Consider the following 18,170-nt stretch of genomic DNA (forward strand, 5'->3'; position numbering starts at 1 on the left):
ATGTCGAATCCCTCCCTTGCACCTGAAGAGAAAATCAAATTCTTCGGCAAAGAAGGCGTATTTACACCTGAGCGGGCATCACCACTAAACCGCCCCATCGAGGCTCTACGGCTGTTTCAGGGCTTTCTTTGCAACAGTGAGCTGGAGCGCAAAGGTCTGGGCAATGTGATCGCACTGTGGGAGCAAATCCCGAAATTTAGTGGTGAGCACCTGAACACCAAGGACGGTACAGTTCCGAACGACCACGTAATTGATTTCACCATTGGCGACCAGGCCGCAAGGGTGACACTGTTTCCAGGAACGTATTACCCAAACAGAAAAAGCTCGAAGCCGATGCGCCGCTTTCCAGGTGTGAAAGAACAAGCCGTCGAGCAAGCGATCATTCACCATGCTTGCCTCCAAGCGGAAATGCACTCGGTGAAAGGTGAAGTCGCGTACTACGTGAAGTTCTCCATCACCGGGCTGGGGCGCACTCTCAAGTTGATGGGCAGTACCCTGAGCAACACGCAGATACGAGAGGCACTGGAGGTTTTGTCCAGCAGCATCATGACAATTGGCTCAGGCGAAAATTTGCTCAAGGACAAACGTGATCCGATTTTGCCGGGATTTGAGCGAAACACAGATGAGCATGAGGTTTCCAACGGCGATGACGTGTGGCGGGTAAAACTGCATCCTCTGATTGCACACTCAATCCTTAACGTGACCTACCGCCAATTTCCCATGGGGATCACGAAGCACTACAGCCCACCAGGTGCCTACTTAATTCGGCACATGCATTACATCGTTCCCAACATATCGACCTCGACTCCGTTTTCTTTCCAATTGTCCGAAATGAAGCGTCTGACAGCAGGCCTGAACCACGTTCGGATTGCTGGGAGCATGGCGGCAGTGAGGAAAGAATTGGACAAAATGAAGGTAGACGGATTGTTGGATGATTACATCGTTGATGAAATCTTCCCCGCTCGCCGTCCACGTGGCCGTCCGACGCCCATTGATTATGACATCACCTTGTTTCCGGGTAAGGAATGGATCAAGAACGTGAAAGCGGCTTCCGCTAAAGTTACCGTCTCAGAGCAATCGCTTGGCTTGCCTCGGAGCGAGCGACAGCAACGGCAACTATCCTTGCCAAATTTTTGATGCTGTTGGTTGGCCGACAGATCTGCAAGCCCATCAAAGCTCCCTATCATTCTGCGCTATGACCAGTTTTTAGACTTCTCACCTGATAGCTGTGGCCGCGTAGGCTCAGCTTTCAGGTGGCACAGTTGCCTGGACTGAGTTTGCGCGCACCATTTTTGCAGTGGTCATTTCCTAAGCCAGTCGAATGGCCCCGAGCACTCTATGCGCTAGGTAATCTTCAACCCTCTGTGATGCTTCTTGTCGCTTTCGTAACGGTTGCTTTCTCGGTGATGTCCACTGCTGGGAAAGACGCTCGAAAATCTCTGTGCTTCTACGCCCGACACTCGCCAAAAAGCTGATCACGGGATTTCGCAAGGAATCCAGCAAACCGAGCTGCACGAGCGGGAAATATATTTCTTTACTTGGCGAGAAATATATTTCACAATGCGTTATCAGAACGAACATTCGGGCTAGGTCAAATGCACACTCAAGAGACAGAAAAAATCCAAAACCGCCTGCAACTCGCCGGTTATACCTGCCAGTTTGACGAATCGGCGCAGGTTGTAATTGCGCATGATCCGATCACGGTTATTTCAGGCGCTCGCCGTTGGGTGGAAGACGCTCCTGTCCGCATTCGTGATTACCGCTGTGCCGTCCGATTTGTTCACGAGCGGGAGTGATGAGATGAGTCGTTACGTGGTTTTGGATGAGCACACTCTTTGCTACCGCCTCGACGGCGTAGAAAGCATGCTGGGAGTGCTCGCCGGAAGTGTATTGCGGGGTGGGCACGACTGGAGAAATGGCCCGGTCTCCTTCACAGCAAACTCGACACTTCGCGATGCGACCGTAGCCGATTTTGATTTCTTCCGGGTAGATCCGACCGGACATATCCAATAACCAAGCCAGCCCCGGACAATCGGGGCCTGTCGAAAGCTCTCTTTCTCAAGTCGGCTTTCAACAGAAAAGACAACGAATAGCTATCACCCGGAGGCTGGATCGATGAAGAAAACCAAATGGATCATCTGCGGTTGCTGTGAAGGAAACGGCCAGGTAGGACACCCAGCCTTCTCCAACGGCTTCACGTCGAGCGAGTGGCACGACATGGGCCCAGACGATCAAGCCACCTACATGCGGGGTGACTATGACGTGCAATGCGAGGCCTGCAAGGGGCTGGGCCGTGTAGAGGTTCCGAACGTGGCGGCGCTGTCCTTTGGTGAAAAGCGTGTGCTGTTGATCGAGCTGAGAGAGGCTCGTGTTACCGCGAAGGTGAATGCCGAGTTGGATGCGGAATGGGCAGCGGAGCGCGCATTCGGCTGCTGATTGAAGTGGCCCTGGCACGCCGGGGCCTGTCGAGAGCCTGTTTTTTCGAGCTGGCTGTCGACAGTGGAACAAAGTTGCTCAGTGATGGTGACATCCAAGTAGTTCGGGCAGGCTTTTCCGCCGTCCGATTTCTTGCTACTGTGAATTTGCTTCCCACCGAGCACCGTCACAAAGTGAAGCGTGATTTGCCCCTTGATCAGATTAATCATCTCTCAATGCAGGTCGTATAAGACGGTTGTGAAACGACATATCTGCATTGGCCGGAGGGTTAATCATGTCTTCTAAAGAGCTGCTCAAGTCAGCCTCAAAGCTTCTCATCAGTGAGTTCAGTAAGCGCGAAATCGAACTGAAGCCGACGATCAGTTACCAGTTAATAGCAGCGGCATTTGGGTTCTGGTCCCATGAATCAGTGGTGGACTATGAGATTCCTTTCGAGCAATTCAATGCCAAGCAGTACTTTGGCGCTAAGCCCCAATTCAACCTAGAACTGTTATCAGAGCGGATTGGTAAGTTACTTGGATTGGATGAAGAAAAGGCCAAGGACTCCGCGCACCTCATCAGTGACCTTTTTGTGTACCATTTCCCGATGCGAGTGCAGGCCCTTAAGATCCTGTACGAGCCTGAATACGCGCAAAATCGCTCCATGATTTTCAGACTTTTAAACTCCAAGGGTACAGAGTTGACTCCGTTGGCCAGTGCGGCGGTTGCAACCAAACAGCTCCCTGCGTTGCCAGCACAAACTCTCGCTGGCCACCTCCGCTTGATGCGCCCCGTTGCCAATTTTATGGATGGCTCGGCTATGACCGTCGACGAGTTTATCCAAAGGGCTCCGACACGGATCTGGTGCTACCCGAGTCCGTTTGTTATTGAGGCGTTCCCATCTTTAGCCGACTCGGCCTTCCATGTTGATACGGAGTCAGATGGCTGGACGTTTTCCGACCGCAAACATGAAAACGAGATTGGTGTTGGGTTTGTGTTGCTTCAGGAACTGCCAGCCCGTGACGGACGGCCTGCATATGCCGTTGTCTCAGGCCGATACGTATTGGTGGATGAGGGTGAAGGGGCGAAATGGTCTGATGTCGAGGTGGTGGGCACCAGGCGGGACGACGTGACCAGTTACCGGATGAAAGCATTGGCCGATATTCTGGGGCATAGCGTCGAGCTCTTGCCATTGCTCAGCCAATGTCCTGTTTGCAATGAGCTCCAGGCATTTGACAAGGACAAGCTGCCAGTCATTCGTTGTGGGTGTTTACCTAGTTGAATTGGGACGGACAAGGCGGCGATTTGGTAAGGGCTTGGATCTGTCGAGAACCAGCTCTCCAGTTCGCCGCCAGCCGTTAAATAATCGTGGGCCGTGCTGGCGGCACTTAAACACGGATAGCACATGCAGATCGCAGAGTGGCAGGCCCAATGTGGCATCAAGAAGCTGATTCAGCACGATGAGTATGGTTGTGGAGTTGCCTGCTTGGCGATGGTTCTGGGTATTACCTACGAACAGGCACGACAGCGCTTCATCAGCATTGGGCTCGGTATCCGGAGGGGCTGCCGCCCCGCGTTTTCGACATCCTCTGGTGAAATGCGGATGGCGGTGGCCAGCTCTGGGTTGATCATCGACGCGCGGCGCTGGAAAGGTTGGTCAAGCTTCAGTGGTTTGGGCATATTGAAAGTGCGAGACGACTGGCGCGGAGCCAAAGGGAAGTGGCACTGGGTGGTTTCATTCCGTCATCCGGAATTTGGTATCGCGATCTTTGACCCCCACCAGGCAGCACCGTCGTTTCACAACATGCCGTTAGACGTGGAGTGCATCGATTTCTCCATCTACGAACCCAAGGGTGAATGGATACAAGTGGAACAGCAAGTAAAGCTGACTAGTCATCGGATCATAACGTGACGTGAAATTGGGAAAACATAGACCAGTCCCATAGGCAGAAATGACGTACCGGGAGTCATCTTCATGGATCAACCAGAGCACACCACTTTCACACCAGGTGGAAGTACAGACGTGAACCCATTTGCGCGACCCTCTCCCGAGCTTGTGCGCCAGTTTGCAGGCCAGATAGCTGTTATTGACGGTGTGGGAGGCGCTCTCCTTTTGCTGCAAAATGTCTGCGGCATTAGGTTGAACGATGATCAATTGGCGAAGGCAAAATCCATTGCTCATGATGTCGCTCCGCTGGATGATGAGCTGACGATTTTGCGGCTTGCAGATGCGTGGGGAAAAGAAAGCGAACTTGCCGAGTTCGCAGCTGCTATCCGAGATACTCAGGTGCGTTCGCTGACGGATGCGGAGGCGATCAAGCACGTTTTTCAGGATGACATTCACCAGGTGGAGCCATGACAGCAGAACAGCTTCTCTGGGCTACCAAGCAGTTTTGGTTTGAGGGCTCGGATCAGGATATCCAGGGTAACTACGTGATCGGGCGCGACAGCTACGGCAGTCGGCCTGCGCTTGTGTTTCATGACTTCGTTGCGCTGACTGAATGGGCTCAGTGCCAAAGAGACTATTCTGTCAGCGTTGGAAGCAACTGAATGGCTGATTCACCCTGGTGATGTGGACATACAAAAAAACCGCCGAGGCGGTTTTTTTGTGGGCGTGCATTCCCGGCTAAACGAGCCTTGTCGCCTTTCCCTCGCGCACGGGGAGGTGATATTGCAACACCGAAAGAACATTCACTACGTGACCTGGGCACTGTCAATCAATGTCCTTAAAGCCGCCAGCGAGTTTGTCGGCGGTGTCACCCGGAACTGTCCAGGTAAGCTTCTCACCCGTCAACAAAGCGGCCGAATGTTTGGCTCCTCTCAACGTACTGAAATAGCGTGGGAGCTCGATGAATTGTTTCCCACCCTTGCCATTCCACCCGCAATCCAATGCAAAAGGGTGAGCGCCACCATGGCCATCCTCAATCCAAAGCTCTTGGACAGCCTCGCCATTTGTCCTCGCCAACTTTGTTTCGACGATGACTTTAGGTGCGGTCAAAATAGATCGATTCACAGCCTTGGAGGAGCGCGACACGCTGGCGCGAGCGGCGTTGTGCGTAGCGGTGATCAGGCCGATCAACTCTGTATCCTCAGCGGAGCGATGCTCATGATCTGAGGCGGCCTGCATTTGCTCAGACAGCGTCCAAAGCTGACTGAGTGTCAGATTTAGGGGGAAGGTTTTCTCCGCTTTAGGCATTGCTGGGTGCTCCACGGTTCGAAATGGATTATTGGAGCCCATATTTGCGGGTCAGCTCATCGATCCGAATGGCCCGATCTTGGTGAGTTAGGTTCGTTGCCTGGTCGGGTTTCAGTGCGCCATTTCCGACTGAGGTGGTGTACTGCTCGTCTTTACGGACGAGTTCGAGAAGTTCCTTGAGATCTTTCCGCACGTCATCAAAGACCATGGTTGACTCCCCTGAGCACTATAACGTCGTAAGCTTTGCCCGTGGCCAACTTGGCGCTGTAGAGCGCTTTGCCCTCGCTGTAGCTGTCGTACACCATGTGTTCGACCTTGGTGCCGAGACGGGTCTCCATTTCCCGTGTCATCGCGTCAAGCAACGACTCATCGCCTTGTGTGCTGGCTTCGACTACATCACCGCCATCAACTTGGAACCGGACTGTAAAACCTGTTTGTTTTAGCGCCATGATTAACTCGCCTGCTCAGCAGCGCACGCCGCACGATCAAGATCATCGAAGACGTCTGCTTGCAGCACACGACCAGCGAACAACCCTTCAATGAAGCCACGAAACTTGGTAACGCTCATGCGTCCACAGACCCACTCGTGACGATACTTCGCGAGTACCTCGGACGCCTTTTCGTCATGGGAGAGGGCGTTTGCGGCATCAGCGAATAGGAGGGTCAGATCTGGCTTGTTCATGTTGTCGATATCCCCTAGTACGTTTGATCAAGTCCATGGCTAACTTTCGCCGAACAACTCCCACCCAGGTTCGCACATCCTTTGAACCCTTGGGAGTAACACCGCTGAAGGTGAGTCATGACTTGGTAGAAATGTGACTGTGATAGTGAACTATACTTCACCAACGAGCAAGAAATATATTTCCCGTAAGATGTGAGGATAAATGCGAGTAAGGCGGGAGTGGGGAAGCGCCGTCAGCAGACGGCGCATGGTGCTAAACCTCGGAATAACGGAGGGTTTGATTGGCCTCCTCACAGGTGGCGGTGCGAACCACCTGATCCATCACTTTCTTCCGTGGCGTACCTTGCCAGCTTAGAATGAATGGGTGGCCATTTTTACCCATTACGACTGGCCCCATAATGAGCTCGTTACCAATCTTGACTTCCCCGATTGGCTGGCCGCCTGAACAGGTTATCCGATAGTTTTTTTGGGTGGAGGCGGGAGACCTATACACTTCAATTACCCCCATAACAGATAGCACAAGCGCCAAATAACCCACCGGGAAGAGCAGCTTCCGCCAAGCGGTTTGTTTTCCTTTCATGAGGCTGTCCAAATGCTTCGAAAAATGGCTGTCATTATGAAATATGTTTCCTTGTGCAACAAGTCGCCCGGTGGATTTAGCGGGGCGCGGCTCAACGTTGGGCACCAAATGCCAGGTAGTGTGGCTGGCGTATCTAACGCACGGCCGAAAGCTGCTTTGGCGGCGATTAGTCAGTGCTTGCGAGGGCGGATTGCTCACCGAGCCACCTAGTGCGCATTGCCAGAGCGTCTCCGCCCACGACTAACGCATTCCATTGGTAACCTGCCGAAGATGCCCAGGCGGCAGTGCAAGAGCCTTCCTGAATCATTTGTTCAATTGTTACGAGCTCAGGCCTTTTGGAGCTTTTACGTGTGGGCGTTAGGCGCTCAGGCAACGCATTGCGACAAAACACATCATTTTCATCCCATCGGTCGCACGCGTAGTACTCGACCCCTGCGACCACCATGGAAGTAAACGAGGCTTCGCATTTTTCGCCGCAGATGTCGCAGTACGTAACCTGCACCTGGATCGTTTCCGTGCGCTTCATTTTTGAACCTGTTTAGCAGAACTCATTTTTGGGGCGACTAGGTGTAGGGCCGTGATCACTAAATCCACGAGCATGATGGTGGCCGACGCCAGCACACAAACCAGACCGATCTGGCTAACCAGGCGGACTGCTGTGTTCTGACCTATTTCGAGAAAGCCAATGCCTGCAACCATAAGCAGAATGTAGGTGAGGATGATCTTCATTTTTCATCGTTACCACTGTGTGTTGTTGATAGCGATAGTGATTGCTGTCGCGTTGGTGTGACCTAGTTGCTATTGCTGGTCTACAGGGCTGGCAGGTTCGTAGAAATCACATGGCCCAGCCATGTCCGGCCAAATTCCATTCTTGTGAAACGTCGAGTTTGAGCTTGGCGCGCAGAGGAGTACCGGGATTTTGACAACTGCCTTACAACGGCCAGCGATACCTTGCTTGATGCGCCCAGTAGACGTGCGTTGCCATTCTGCGAGTTTGCATTCAACACACTTGGCCATGGGTCTTCCGTAAATTTGAGGTTGTATCCGATAAGCACATGAGTCGGCTGGAGCGCGATCCGCTTGAGCAGTCTGTGCCTAACCGTTGAGACAGATAGTAGTTCTCCCACATTTAAAAGGAAATATATTTCTTGATTGAAAGGGAAATATATTTCATCATTGGCCTCAAGAAACACCTACTTGTAAATGGTTCTGAGGTTGAAATGAATAGTGAAAGTCCAGCTGCTGTCGAGTGTGTCAGGCTTCCCGGTTTCCCGGATACGCCATTGACCTTGGCTGGCAAGGTCTCGTTGCTTGTGGCGCTGCTTTCTCGTGATGAGCAGCTACCAGAGTGTGTGCTGACTGGCCCAGTCCCGGACGATTCTGAAGAGCCGGGGATGTTTTATTTCAACGGACACCCTGCGGGTAGAACAGAGGAGGATTTGGTTTCCTACATCTGGCGGATGGTTGAGATTTATCAGGCTTTCTGGGGGCAAGAAGGCGGGATTCCCGGTTCAGGGTTTCAGTCGGTAGCAATACCTGGCTTCGATGACACTGAACTCAATATCCTGGGTAAGACCCGTTTGTTGGTCACGATACTGGCTCGTTGCGGAATGCTCCCAATCAGCGAGGTATCCATTGCAGGCGGGGATGATTTTCAGCATGCCGGTATGTATCTAATCGACGGTCAGCCGCTTGGTAGAACGGAGGAGGAGGTGTCGTCGAGTGTATGGAGGTTCGTAGAGAGGAGGCACCTCTACAGCGCCAGCCAGTGGCTAGTCGGTTAATTCGCAGGCTTCGCATAGAGTGAGAAGTATATTTCTTTACAGTGTGAGAAATATACTTCACTGTGACTAGGGGCGATTAATCATGTGGGGGGCGAGATGGATAGGCTGTCGCTGAAAATGAAAACCGCTGCGGCAGTTGAGCAGTTCCGCTTTGACTGTTTGATTTGTGAGGACCGGGGGCTGATCAAAGCACCAGCAAAGCAATTCGGTGCTAAGCCTGGTGAACAGCCGTGCTGGAGCTGCTCTGTAGGTAAGTGCGCGATTTGGAATGAAAACTTGAAATGCTACGTAATCAAGTAGCCCCGTCGACCGATAACGCTCTGTGCAAAGTAAATATTGGTGATTGATCTGACAGAGCCCGGTTGCCCTGTTCGCAGGTGCGGCCCTAAGGAAGAGGCTGGTGTGGCGGAAGTCCATCGCAGCGACGGCATATGCGCCGGCAAGTGCCAGCAGATCACTCAACCCATGTTTACACGTACCAAAAGGGAATTAAATGAAACACCTGATCGGCTTCGCTGCCATTGCGATGTTGGCTTCTACGATGGCGTCAGCGAATGAACTGAATGATGTCGACTTCAGCCCTTGGGCCATCACCTTGTTGAAAAGTCGTAACATTGAACCCCAGAAGATCGTCGATATCAGCTTTCCGATTGGATTCAGCTACTGCGAGATTGGCAAGTCGGATCTCTACAGTCTGGCCGTGTTGACACCCGAGCAAGTTGGGGCGATAGCCCAAGGTGACCTTGCTCGCGTAGGCACCAGCAAGGCGAGTCCGAAGGTTCATTTGATCGAGAAGAACAGCCCTGAATGCCTGCTAACCGAGGCCCCCTTTGTGGGCACTTCATTCATCCTTTGACGGCCAATGTGTAGCCAAGTGGAGATGGGCATGGAAACGATCATTGATACGGACGATAAGTTGATTGAAGCCCTGAAGTCTGAAGGGGCGTTTGGTGTGAGCGCAGTCCAACGCAAGACCAGGTGGGGCTACAACCGGGCCGCGCGAAAGGTAGAAGAGCTGCTTGAGCAAAAGCGAATCCGACAGGTCGACGGCGTACCCTATCGATATGTCCTGAGCTCTGCCGAATCAATCGCAGCAGGCAATAACCATGGGTGAGCAGGCACTAGTTCTAAGCGGTACCGGAGCGAGCCTTCCGGTAAGTACGCGTCCGGACAATGATTTGCCTGTCATTGGTGTGGCGATGATTAAGGGCGGCGTCATGGTCGCTTTGCCAAAGCCCAATAGGCATGCAGACTGTATCCGCTATGGCCACGAGGTTCTGGGGCTTGAACTACCTATTGGGGCCGCTGCGATAGATCAAGGATTTTATCTGGCCGACGGCACGTACCTGAATCGAGCAGAGGCTTTCTTGCATGTGAAGCGCATTGGTCAAGCTTGTGCGGCCGATGCGCATAAATATCTGTTTAGCGAAGACCTCTGGTAAACAAGGACCGGACCATGGAAAACTCGATGCCATGCCGCCCAGGTACACCCCAAGCCCGTCCCTGTTCGGGCTAAGCCCGTAAGAGAGGGACTCTTTTCGCTCCCCAAGATCGAGCAGAAAAATGATGCCTTTCGTCTTCGACGCAAAAACATTTGTAAAGCCTGGCTTCGAGACAGAGCCTGGCGACTGGGCATGCGGGCACGGAATTGCAGAATTTTCCGCGCTATATCCAGAGCTTGTCCACTGGGGAGCTTTGGCAGTAGCGATGGCCTGGCAAGGGTACTCACAAGACGTATGCCTGGTGTCTTGGCAAGAACTTAAACTCAATGCGCGTGATGAGTCGTTTCTTGATTACTGCTGCTGGGTACAAACGAGGGGCGTTTGGGGTTGGGAAGCAGACCTCGAAAAGCTCGCTCAAGCTAATGATTGGAAATAGGTCGGGAAAGGGTATGACTACACGAATAGAGCTTTCTATTGAAGAGTTAAAAACAAAGCTGGAGCAAGCATGGCGCCTTGGTTTCCTCGCGAGCTGGGAAGGTGCTAACGGTGAATACATCGGAGCGAGCGGAGATGATTCGGAAAACAAGTGCTTGGTTGAGGTTGAACAGATTCTCAATGGCAGTGCACTTGAGCCGCCATCGCTAGCAACCTTTCATGGGGCTGTACCCGAGTGGAGACGCAGCTCATTGCCGAGCTGATTGAGCTACAGCGTCATTAACAAATGACCAATTGATCACGAGAAGCCTATGCGAATTCTCCGGTTGCCTCTGAAGGGGACATACTTCGATGAAATCAAAGCCCGGATCAAGCTTGAGGAATACCGCCGAGTAACGCCTTACTGGCGGAAAAGGCTGGAAGGTCGAGAGTACGATTTTATCGAGCTTGCGCGCGGGTATCCAAAACGCGGTGACAGAGAACGCCGACTCATATTGCCCTGGCAAGGGTACCGACAGATAACGCTCACCCATCCTTTCTTTGGGGCGCTCCCAGTCGAAGTATTTGCGATAAACGTCGCCCACTGATTCAAAAGGTGGATGTGGATTTTCTATGCATGGCGCTTGAACAATTCGGAGCCCAAAGTGATGAGTCCAGAGGATCAAAGTATTGCCTACAAAGAAGGCGTGCGCGCTCGCAAAGAAGGGGTAAAGCTGACCGAGTCAGCGATTAAAAACCTCAGGGTTGGGTCGAGTCGTTACGAGGACTTCCTTGCTGGGTACGACAGTGCCGAAGCCCAAGGGAAGTGCAGTCGACAGCAACCCAAATAAACCTTGGCCTTCGGCTATGCATGGGTCGCCTTCCACGGCAGACAAGAGCCAGATAGTGCCGGATAAAATCAAACTGCTTGATCAGTACTCCACCGCGTCATGGGTGCCGAGGGCGCGTAGCGCCTGCACAGGCCAGCTTGTTATTATCAACGCTGCGATATAAGTATATTAAATCGAATAAATTCATTGACTAGGAGTTATTTCCTTCCTAAAATTCCCGCACTTCCAAGCCGTGGTACAGACCAAGGCAAACGAAGCGGGCCTATAGCTCAGACGGTTAGAGCAGAGGCCTCATAAGCCTTTTGTCCGGAGTTCGATTCTCCGTGGGCCCACCAGATAAAGGAACTTCCGCAGGGACGCGGAATGCATTGGAATGACTGCTTTTGTGAGGTTTACATCGTCAGTTTTATTCGCCTACTGCTGTTTCGAGGAGCGCCAGCAGAAGTAGTCATCCCAATGCATAAAAGTTTCGCGTGAGTAGCTCAGTTGGATAGAGCGGCCGCCTCCTAAGCGGCAGGTCGCCGGTTCAAGTCCGGCCTCGCGCACCAGGATTGAGCTGTGTTGGTACAACTCAGGTATTTCGTATATGTGTGCCCGTAGCTCAGCTGGATAGAGCATCCGCCTTCTAAGCGGATGGTCGCAGGTTCAAGTCCTGCCGGGTGCGCCACGACGAAGTACTGCTTTAAGCGCAAGTCTCGAAAGAGACTGCATTCGTGTAGCGGCGGGTGGTTCCCCTAAAGAACCCCCCACTTCGGTCGCTTCCATCCGTCGCTACACGAATGCAGGCATTAAAAAAAACGAAGGATTTGGCTATGAAAAAGTTGCTGCTGGTCTTGCTCTGCGCCTGGGGGGTTGTGGGTTACGGCCGCCACGAGATTGAGTGAGCTGAAGTAATCACGTGATGGTGAGTGGGGGGGGCTACTCCAAGACCTCCATATCAACAACGAGTCTGGGCAACCAGGCTGCATTAGCTGAGTGATCTGCCTCTTTCCTGCTCCACCGCTTTCGCGGTATGGCGCTGAAAAGGGGGTCAAGGCCAGATCACTCAGCAATGCAGTAATCTCAAACGTAGGTGCTGGCGCGGACGCTTGCTCGGGGCCGGATGCCATAGGCAGGAACAGACCGCCAGATGCAACTTACTTCAGTCGTTCAAGTGCTTGTTCTAGCCGCAATGGCTTTAGTGCTGCTGAAATCCCTCCACATCGTGATCGACCTTTTCACCGCCAACACTCCGGGTGAAATTGGAGAGTCATCCGCCGAAAGAAATCGTGCCATTGATCTACTGAAGTGGGTCGCCATGGTCACCATGGTTCTCGACCACATCCGCTTCATTTGGCCAAACCTGATGGGGCTGTTTGTTCTCGGCAGACTGGCATTCCCGCTGTTCGCGGTCGCTATGGCTTTGAACATTTATCGCCAGCGAGGCGGACGCTATCTGTGCGCGGCCAACGTTAGATACCTCACCCTTCTATTGGTCGCTGCGGTGGTGTCCGAGGGGCCCTATAGGCTTGCCTTTGGGGCATCTGCGGTGACGTTCAACATTTTGCCAACCTTGGCTCTGGGGTTGCTTGTCGCTTGGGGGCTGAATTACCGCACCTGGGCGAGTGCAATAGTTGCAATCCTTGCAGTGGTTGTCGCGGTGTTTGCACATCCTTATTTGAACTATGGACTGCTCGGGGTTCTCCTGCCTGCTGCAATCTTTCTCGCTCTGCGGGGCCCAGTTTGGGTGCTGCTGATACCCGCAGCTCTGTGCTTTTTCATGACGGGTGGTAACGGCCGGATTGAGGGGGTTTTGGCGCTCGATGAATTCTCAATTCTTGTGATGTTTGTGGCCAGCGCTTCGCCGATTTTTGGCATATGGCTGTCTCGCCAGCACATCACTTTTTCAGTACCCAAGGTGACCCGTTGGGGATACGCGTTTTATCCGGGCCACCTGTTCTGTCTTGCACTAATCCGTGTCCTGGTGGGAGCGAATCGATGAACAGTAAAGCTGTTGATGTCAGTGCCATGGTTGCACGTGCCCAAGGTCATTTGGATATGGTCGAGGCAGGTTTGAAAGCGGCCATGGTTGCACTTGAAAAGGCTAACCAGCCCGCGTTTATCGCGGAACTTGAGGAGCTGCGCTCACGCCTCAAAGCCGGGCGAAGCGCCCTACAAATGCAGGCCTGCGCCAGCTCACGAAAGCCAGCTGATTACAGTGACGTATTGCCGATCAACGAGGATGCAATTCAGAGACTCAAGCCAAAGGTTTTGTACATGGCCTCTGCCATTGATGAGATGTCAGAAGATGAATACGGGCAGTGGGTGGACGATCTTGAGCGCGATGAATTTTTAGAATTTATGCGTGTTGCTGGTGATGAGGCTGGCTTTCAAAACTTTTTGAAAATGGCAAAAGAAGAACAGCAGACCGCTTGAAGGAATATCCCTGATGCGCCCCACAAAGCCTTCCCGCAGTACGCGTTATTCAGATCTGGCGTCTTTGAGGTTTGCGGTGCTGAATCGCCGCTTGAAGCGCTACAGGCTCTTCGAGCGTTTGGTTGCAGAAAAACTGCACGCAAGGAGCACCGAACTGACGGACGCGGACATCACTGAAACCAGCGAGAAACTCGCAGTTTTCTCTTCACTGCTGATGCTGCAAAACAGTCTTAAAGGCCGGATCAACGTGACCGTAAAGGTACTGAACCGAACTGTTCCATCCGAAGAAATATCGCCGGGGCGTTCGTTGAAGCGCCGAGCCGTCGCTTAACCATCAAACACTCTAACTCTGCTGCCGTGGAGCTTTATGAACATTTCCGAATTGCTTACTTTCGCCATAGCTAACCGCGCGTCCGACCTTCACATTTCGGCCGGGTTGCCACCGATGCTCCGAATTGATGGTGATATTACGAAGATCAATTTGCCCGATCTCTCTAAAGGGCAGGCGGCCGAGTTGGTGCGCGAGGTCATGGATGACACTCAGGCCGCTCTCTTCGAGCAACTGTTGGAGCTGGATCTTTCGTTTAGCCTGCCGGACGGCAATCGCTTTCGGGTGAATGCGTTCACACAGAGCAGGGGTGTAAGTGCCGTATTTCGAATCATTCCTCAAAAAATTCTGAGCCTGGAAGAACTTGGATTGGGGCCAGTCTTCGCGGACATTGCGCAGTTTGAGAAAGGTCTGGTATTGATCACCGGCCCGACCGGCTCGGGTAAGTCGACGACGCTCGCAGCCATGGTCGATTACCTGAACGCCAACAAGCCGTGCCACATAGTTACTGCGGAAGATCCGATTGAGTTTGTTCACACACCGAAGCGGTCACTGATCAATCAACGTGAGTTGAATCGTGACACGTTGAGTTTTCCCGCCGCGCTGCGCTCTGCGCTCCGTGAAGATCCGGACGTAATCATGGTCGGGGAAATGCGTGATCTGGAGACGATTCGGCTTGCTCTGACTGCGGCTGAAACTGGGCATCTCGTTTTTGGGACTCTCCACACGGCGTCCGCATCCAAAACTATTGACCGAATTATTGATGTCTTCCCGGCTGATGAGAAATCATCTGTCCGGACGATCCTCTCCGAATCCCTGCAAGCAGTGATCGCTCAAGTGCTCATCAAGAAAAAAGGCGGTGGCCGAGTGGCGGCGCACGAAATCATGATCTGCACGCCAGCCATCCGCAATCTGATTCGCGAAGGCAAGGTGACTCAGATGTACTCGATGATTCAGACGGGGGCGAACTCAGGAATGCAGACGATGGAAATGAGCCTCGCTGCGCTCGTCACCGCAGGGACGATCACAAGAGAGTCGGCGGCCGCGCTCTCAAGAAATTCTGAAAACCTACCTGGTGCGGCACGGTCATGACCAACATACCTCCAACATTTTCGCTCGGACATGTATTCAGCTGGTTTGGCCTAAAAAAACAAACATTGGGGCACGCTGGCCATGTCATTTCCTTTGGAACCTCAGGCTCGGGGGAAGAGACATTAGCTGCGCTCAACATTCACGAATACAAAGGTTCCGCTGTGGTGCTGGATACAACCGGCCGGGGCAGCTTGTATAGGGCCACCTATGCCGCTCAGTTGGCAAAGGGGCATCGTGTGGTTGTCGTCGATCCTTCTGGTGTCATTGATGGGCAAAGCAAGAATCTGAATTGGCTGGATTTTATAGATCCAACACATCGTGATGGATTCAAGGATGCGTCGACTTTGGCAGAGATGCTGATGTTCGCAGAGCCGAACGTTGAGACTGGGCAGCACCTTGAAAACGATGTTCGATGCATCATTGCGTTGCTTGTCTACTATGTTGCCGGGCTGCGTGCAGAGGCGCGATGCATGTCCACGTTACGCGGCATAGTTGCTGGTGGACGTCTGGAGGTTGAGCGGGCTCTTCGAGTGCTCGCGGCGGATACGACGCACCCTGCCGAGATTGTTAAAGCGGCTCAGAAAGTCCTAAGTGATTTGTCCCAGCCATGGGGGCAGTACCTGATCAGCTCGGCTGATCATCACACCAAGTTCCTTGAGCGGGTGACCGAGGATTCCAGTGCAGCGGCTGTTAACTACTCGTCCGCCAGCAGTGCATCCGTTTTTACAGGGGAAACTGCATATGAATCGAGTGCGCCTATCCGCGCGCACTTGTTCGACGAACAGAAAACCACGGTTTACATCATAAGCAGCGAGCGTGAGCGTGAGCCGTGTGCACGGATCTATCGAGCACTCGTTGGGATGATGATCATCGCGGCGCACCGCACCCATTCGAACAACGCCCCAGTTGGATTTTTTTTGTATGGCGCACTGTGCTTGGGAAGGATGAAACCTGTTTCGGATGCGATCTGCACAAAGCCCAAAACTCAAGCATCATTTTGGCTGAGCGGCTCAATCGATTTGCCAAGGTTGCAGTACTTCTATCCTGCTGAATGGAAGCTGTTGATGGGCTCTTCTGCGCACCTATTACTGAACATCGCAGAACGGGACACTTGTGATTATTTTCGGAGTTTCCTCCAGGCGGCCGGGCTGGAGGAGGCATCTGCGGAGGAGGGGTGGAATACGTACAGAGTGCACTGGTTGAGACCCGTAGCTCTTCTTCCCGGAGCAGAAGCGTTGGAGATCCACGCACTAGGCAAATGAGTCGATAGCCTTCCATCGTCGCAAAAGCGGGGTGTTTGTGTTCCTACGACGGACATGCCTGCTCCGGTAGAGCGGCGGTGCCAGGTTGCGCTAGAGATCGTAGGCCTTAATTATCTTGAAGAGTGCTACGAAGATAGCCATTGCCCCGAGCAGTCCCCACACGCTCCACTGCAAGATGACCAGCTTGCGCCTTAGGGCTGATGGAAGGTTGTCTAGGTCGTCAGTGTTCAGCTCTCCACGTTTAAGGAAGAAATTCGGGAACGTCACAATTCCTGATATACCGCCCACCAGCAATAATTTCCCCCATGGCCCGCCATCCCTAAGTGGCGCTCGATCCATCACCGCCGAGCAGTTCTTTAGGTGCTCCAGCATCTCCTCCATGCGCGTGTATGCCAGATGTAGGCATATCCCTATCCAGACAATGATGCCAAGAAGAACTGCTCCACATAGGTAGCCGACTACAAAAGCTGCTGTACTCATTTGACGGTCTCATATATGACTTCGCCTAGCGCTTCACCACCAACTCCCACAAGTGCACCGCCTGCATAAGAACCTACCCCAACGACGACAAGACCACAGAGTAATGTCGCGGCACCGCCTGTTGGAATTCCTAGACCGACACAGATGGCGCTTACCGCTGTACCCGTTAATGCTGCCCCAGCTGCTGCACCGCCAGCCACGCCGCCAATAAAGCTACCGCCCTCTGTGTACTTGATCTTTGCACAAGCTTCCGCGTTGCCAGCGGTACAAACGTCTTGCACTTTCAAGTAGGAAGTCCCGCCCCCGATGGCTGTTCCAATCCAACCACCGTATTTAACAAATTTGGCTGCTTTGGCAACACCTTCCGAGTGAGTGGCATAACCGGGGATTTGGCTCGGAGCGCCTGCCAAACTCCAGTGATGAACCAAGCTTTTGCTGGAGATTCCCAAAGCTGATTTCAAGCTCGGATGATCAGGGAAGCCAATACCTTTTTTAGTCAAGGAGGTGAGTTGGCTATCAAGCCGTGTAAACAGACGTGCGCGTTCAGTAAAGAACTCAGAGCTACGCAAGTGACCGTCACGCTGGAAGCTTTTCTGGTGCAGGGTCTCGATATCTTTCAGCGAGGCATTCACGTCTCCCAGGTTCTTCGCGAAGATAGATTCGCCAACACCGATTGACGTTGATCCTAGAGAGAGGATTGACTCAATCGAGTCCCGGTGGCGAACCATGAACCTGGCTTCCTCATCGCTCATGGGCTTGAGTGCCGCGTCCACCTTCTGGGCAGCTTCCGTCAGCAGTGCTTCTTCACGAGTGCATTGCTGGTTGTTCGGATCGCTCAAGACGATAAGTTGGCCGGGCTTGGCGTAGCCGGTCAAGTGCGGGTTGAGTCGCTTGAACTTCTCAAGCGTCGCTCCATCTGGCTTATCAAAGAGGACTGCTTCTAGCGTGGATCGCGGCAATACTTCCTGCACGATGTAAAAGCCGGGTTCAGCTGCTCCTTTTGCTGCGCTAGCGTCCGGGTATTCTGCCCAGCGTTTGGCATGCAGGTCGACCGGCTCACCACCGCGATACCGCTTGTCTCTTGGCGGGTTGGGCAGGGCTGGCTTTGGTACGTTTCCGTATTCGCTCATGAATCATCCTTGTTCGTCCTTGGGGAATCCCGACCTGAGGTTCGGGCAGAATGACGTTATCGAGAAGTTCAAGCACTGGCTGTAGGACGAATCCCAAAT

The 18,170-nt window shown here is 53.0% G+C and carries 28 protein-coding genes and 3 tRNA genes; 23 read left to right on the forward strand and 8 right to left on the reverse strand.

Features of this window, described 5'->3' with window-relative positions; genetic code table 11:
* From AC3IUE_RS32495 to AC3IUE_RS32530, 8 genes are all read left to right on the forward strand, one after another.
* Positions 1 to 1,137, forward strand: coding sequence for a hypothetical protein (locus AC3IUE_RS32495; protein ID WP_489269362.1), 1,137 nt, complete (start codon positions 1 to 3; stop codon positions 1,135 to 1,137).
* 458 nt (positions 1,138 to 1,595) lie between these two features.
* Positions 1,596 to 1,796 carry a hypothetical protein gene (locus AC3IUE_RS32500; protein WP_489269364.1) on the forward strand — a complete coding sequence of 67 codons (201 nt, stop codon included), beginning with the start codon at positions 1,596 to 1,598 and terminating at the stop codon, positions 1,794 to 1,796.
* A 4-nt stretch (positions 1,797 to 1,800) separates the two neighbouring features.
* Positions 1,801 to 2,013, forward strand: coding sequence for a hypothetical protein (locus AC3IUE_RS32505; RefSeq protein WP_489269366.1), 213 nt, complete (start codon positions 1,801 to 1,803; stop codon positions 2,011 to 2,013).
* Between the two features lie 102 nt (positions 2,014 to 2,115).
* A complete protein-coding gene (locus AC3IUE_RS32510; protein WP_489269368.1) occupies positions 2,116 to 2,436 on the forward strand; it encodes a hypothetical protein in 321 nt (106 codons plus the stop codon).
* 274 nt (positions 2,437 to 2,710) lie between these two features.
* Positions 2,711 to 3,697, forward strand: a complete 987-nt coding sequence (locus AC3IUE_RS32515; protein WP_489269370.1) for a hypothetical protein — start codon at positions 2,711 to 2,713, stop codon at positions 3,695 to 3,697.
* 123 nt (positions 3,698 to 3,820) lie between these two features.
* Positions 3,821 to 4,327, forward strand: coding sequence for a hypothetical protein (locus tag AC3IUE_RS32520; protein ID WP_489269372.1), 507 nt, complete (start codon positions 3,821 to 3,823; stop codon positions 4,325 to 4,327).
* 63 nt (positions 4,328 to 4,390) lie between these two features.
* On the forward strand, positions 4,391 to 4,774 hold the full coding sequence (locus AC3IUE_RS32525) for a hypothetical protein (RefSeq protein ID WP_489269374.1): 384 nt from the start codon (positions 4,391 to 4,393) through the stop codon (positions 4,772 to 4,774).
* Positions 4,771 to 4,965 carry a hypothetical protein gene (locus tag AC3IUE_RS32530; protein ID WP_489269376.1) on the forward strand — a complete coding sequence of 65 codons (195 nt, stop codon included), beginning with the start codon at positions 4,771 to 4,773 and terminating at the stop codon, positions 4,963 to 4,965. The genes AC3IUE_RS32525 and AC3IUE_RS32530 overlap by 4 nt, the downstream gene beginning before the upstream one ends.
* A 163-nt stretch (positions 4,966 to 5,128) precedes the next feature.
* On the opposite strand, the gene AC3IUE_RS32535 is transcribed toward AC3IUE_RS32530, so the two are convergent.
* The 6 genes from AC3IUE_RS32535 to AC3IUE_RS32560 form a co-directional block, all read right to left on the reverse strand.
* Entirely contained in the window at positions 5,129 to 5,611 is a 483-nt protein-coding gene (locus AC3IUE_RS32535; protein WP_489269378.1) for a hypothetical protein, read from the reverse strand.
* A 28-nt stretch (positions 5,612 to 5,639) separates the two neighbouring features.
* A complete protein-coding gene (locus AC3IUE_RS32540) occupies positions 5,640 to 5,819 on the reverse strand; it encodes a hypothetical protein (RefSeq protein ID WP_489269380.1) in 180 nt (59 codons plus the stop codon).
* Entirely contained in the window at positions 5,809 to 6,060 is a 252-nt protein-coding gene (locus AC3IUE_RS32545) for a hypothetical protein (RefSeq protein WP_489269382.1), read from the reverse strand. Before AC3IUE_RS32545 ends, AC3IUE_RS32540 begins: the two co-directional genes overlap by 11 nt.
* Before the next feature lie 2 nt (positions 6,061 to 6,062).
* Entirely contained in the window at positions 6,063 to 6,293 is a 231-nt protein-coding gene (locus AC3IUE_RS32550) for a hypothetical protein (RefSeq protein ID WP_489269384.1), read from the reverse strand.
* Between the two features lie 253 nt (positions 6,294 to 6,546).
* Positions 6,547 to 6,873: a hypothetical protein gene (locus AC3IUE_RS32555; RefSeq protein ID WP_489269386.1), complete on the reverse strand. Its 327-nt coding sequence runs from the start codon at positions 6,871 to 6,873 to the stop codon at positions 6,547 to 6,549.
* A 522-nt stretch (positions 6,874 to 7,395) separates the two neighbouring features.
* On the reverse strand, positions 7,396 to 7,602 hold the full coding sequence (locus AC3IUE_RS32560; RefSeq protein ID WP_489269388.1) for a hypothetical protein: 207 nt from the start codon (positions 7,600 to 7,602) through the stop codon (positions 7,396 to 7,398).
* Positions 7,603 to 8,021: 419 nt separating this feature from the next.
* Here AC3IUE_RS32560 and AC3IUE_RS32565 point away from each other — a divergent pair, with 419 nt between their 5' ends.
* From AC3IUE_RS32565 to AC3IUE_RS32635, 15 genes are all read left to right on the forward strand, one after another.
* Positions 8,022 to 8,657, forward strand: coding sequence for a hypothetical protein (locus AC3IUE_RS32565; protein ID WP_489269389.1), 636 nt, complete (start codon positions 8,022 to 8,024; stop codon positions 8,655 to 8,657).
* Positions 8,658 to 9,150: 493 nt separating this feature from the next.
* Complete coding sequence (locus AC3IUE_RS32570) at positions 9,151 to 9,513, forward strand: hypothetical protein (protein WP_489269391.1); 363 nt, start codon at positions 9,151 to 9,153, stop codon at positions 9,511 to 9,513.
* 30 nt (positions 9,514 to 9,543) lie between these two features.
* Complete coding sequence (locus tag AC3IUE_RS32575; RefSeq protein ID WP_489269393.1) at positions 9,544 to 9,771, forward strand: DNA translocase FtsK; 228 nt, start codon at positions 9,544 to 9,546, stop codon at positions 9,769 to 9,771.
* A complete protein-coding gene (locus AC3IUE_RS32580) occupies positions 9,764 to 10,099 on the forward strand; it encodes a Y16D family protein (RefSeq protein WP_489269394.1) in 336 nt (111 codons plus the stop codon). Before AC3IUE_RS32575 ends, AC3IUE_RS32580 begins: the two co-directional genes overlap by 8 nt.
* Positions 10,100 to 10,220: 121 nt before the next feature.
* The gene (locus AC3IUE_RS32585) at positions 10,221 to 10,535 is read left to right on the forward strand and encodes a hypothetical protein (protein ID WP_489269396.1); all 315 of its coding nucleotides are present in this window, start codon (positions 10,221 to 10,223) and stop codon (positions 10,533 to 10,535) included.
* Positions 10,536 to 10,548: 13 nt separating this feature from the next.
* Positions 10,549 to 10,797 carry a hypothetical protein gene (locus AC3IUE_RS32590; RefSeq protein ID WP_489269397.1) on the forward strand — a complete coding sequence of 83 codons (249 nt, stop codon included), beginning with the start codon at positions 10,549 to 10,551 and terminating at the stop codon, positions 10,795 to 10,797.
* 48 nt (positions 10,798 to 10,845) lie between these two features.
* Positions 10,846 to 11,121, forward strand: a complete 276-nt coding sequence (locus AC3IUE_RS32595; protein ID WP_489269399.1) for an ASCH domain-containing protein — start codon at positions 10,846 to 10,848, stop codon at positions 11,119 to 11,121.
* Positions 11,122 to 11,622: 501 nt separating this feature from the next.
* Positions 11,623 to 11,699, forward strand: a tRNA-Ile gene (locus AC3IUE_RS32600).
* 136 nt (positions 11,700 to 11,835) lie between these two features.
* Positions 11,836 to 11,912: transfer RNA gene (locus tag AC3IUE_RS32605), tRNA-Arg, on the forward strand.
* Positions 11,913 to 11,954: 42 nt separating this feature from the next.
* Positions 11,955 to 12,031 (forward strand) — tRNA-Arg (locus AC3IUE_RS32610).
* Positions 12,032 to 12,493: 462 nt separating this feature from the next.
* The gene (locus AC3IUE_RS32615; RefSeq protein ID WP_489269401.1) at positions 12,494 to 13,345 is read left to right on the forward strand and encodes a TraX family protein; all 852 of its coding nucleotides are present in this window, start codon (positions 12,494 to 12,496) and stop codon (positions 13,343 to 13,345) included.
* Complete coding sequence (locus AC3IUE_RS32620; RefSeq protein WP_489269403.1) at positions 13,342 to 13,779, forward strand: hypothetical protein; 438 nt, start codon at positions 13,342 to 13,344, stop codon at positions 13,777 to 13,779. Before AC3IUE_RS32615 ends, AC3IUE_RS32620 begins: the two co-directional genes overlap by 4 nt.
* A 13-nt stretch (positions 13,780 to 13,792) precedes the next feature.
* On the forward strand, positions 13,793 to 14,110 hold the full coding sequence (locus tag AC3IUE_RS32625; RefSeq protein WP_489269405.1) for a hypothetical protein: 318 nt from the start codon (positions 13,793 to 13,795) through the stop codon (positions 14,108 to 14,110).
* Between the two features lie 36 nt (positions 14,111 to 14,146).
* Positions 14,147 to 15,199: a type IV pilus twitching motility protein PilT gene (locus AC3IUE_RS32630; RefSeq protein WP_489269407.1), complete on the forward strand. Its 1,053-nt coding sequence runs from the start codon at positions 14,147 to 14,149 to the stop codon at positions 15,197 to 15,199.
* Entirely contained in the window at positions 15,196 to 16,461 is a 1,266-nt protein-coding gene (locus AC3IUE_RS32635; RefSeq protein WP_489269409.1) for a type IV secretory system conjugative DNA transfer family protein, read from the forward strand. Before AC3IUE_RS32630 ends, AC3IUE_RS32635 begins: the two co-directional genes overlap by 4 nt.
* A 90-nt stretch (positions 16,462 to 16,551) precedes the next feature.
* Here AC3IUE_RS32635 and AC3IUE_RS32640 read toward each other — a convergent pair whose 3' ends face one another.
* Both AC3IUE_RS32640 and AC3IUE_RS32645 read right to left on the reverse strand, forming a co-directional pair.
* Complete coding sequence (locus tag AC3IUE_RS32640; protein WP_489269411.1) at positions 16,552 to 16,941, reverse strand: hypothetical protein; 390 nt, start codon at positions 16,939 to 16,941, stop codon at positions 16,552 to 16,554.
* Entirely contained in the window at positions 16,938 to 18,071 is a 1,134-nt protein-coding gene (locus AC3IUE_RS32645; RefSeq protein WP_489269413.1) for a hypothetical protein, read from the reverse strand. Before AC3IUE_RS32645 ends, AC3IUE_RS32640 begins: the two co-directional genes overlap by 4 nt.
* Positions 18,072 to 18,170: the final 99 nt, after the last annotated feature.

The sequence above is a fragment of the Pseudomonas sp. GL_093 genome (genome assembly GCF_057837605.1).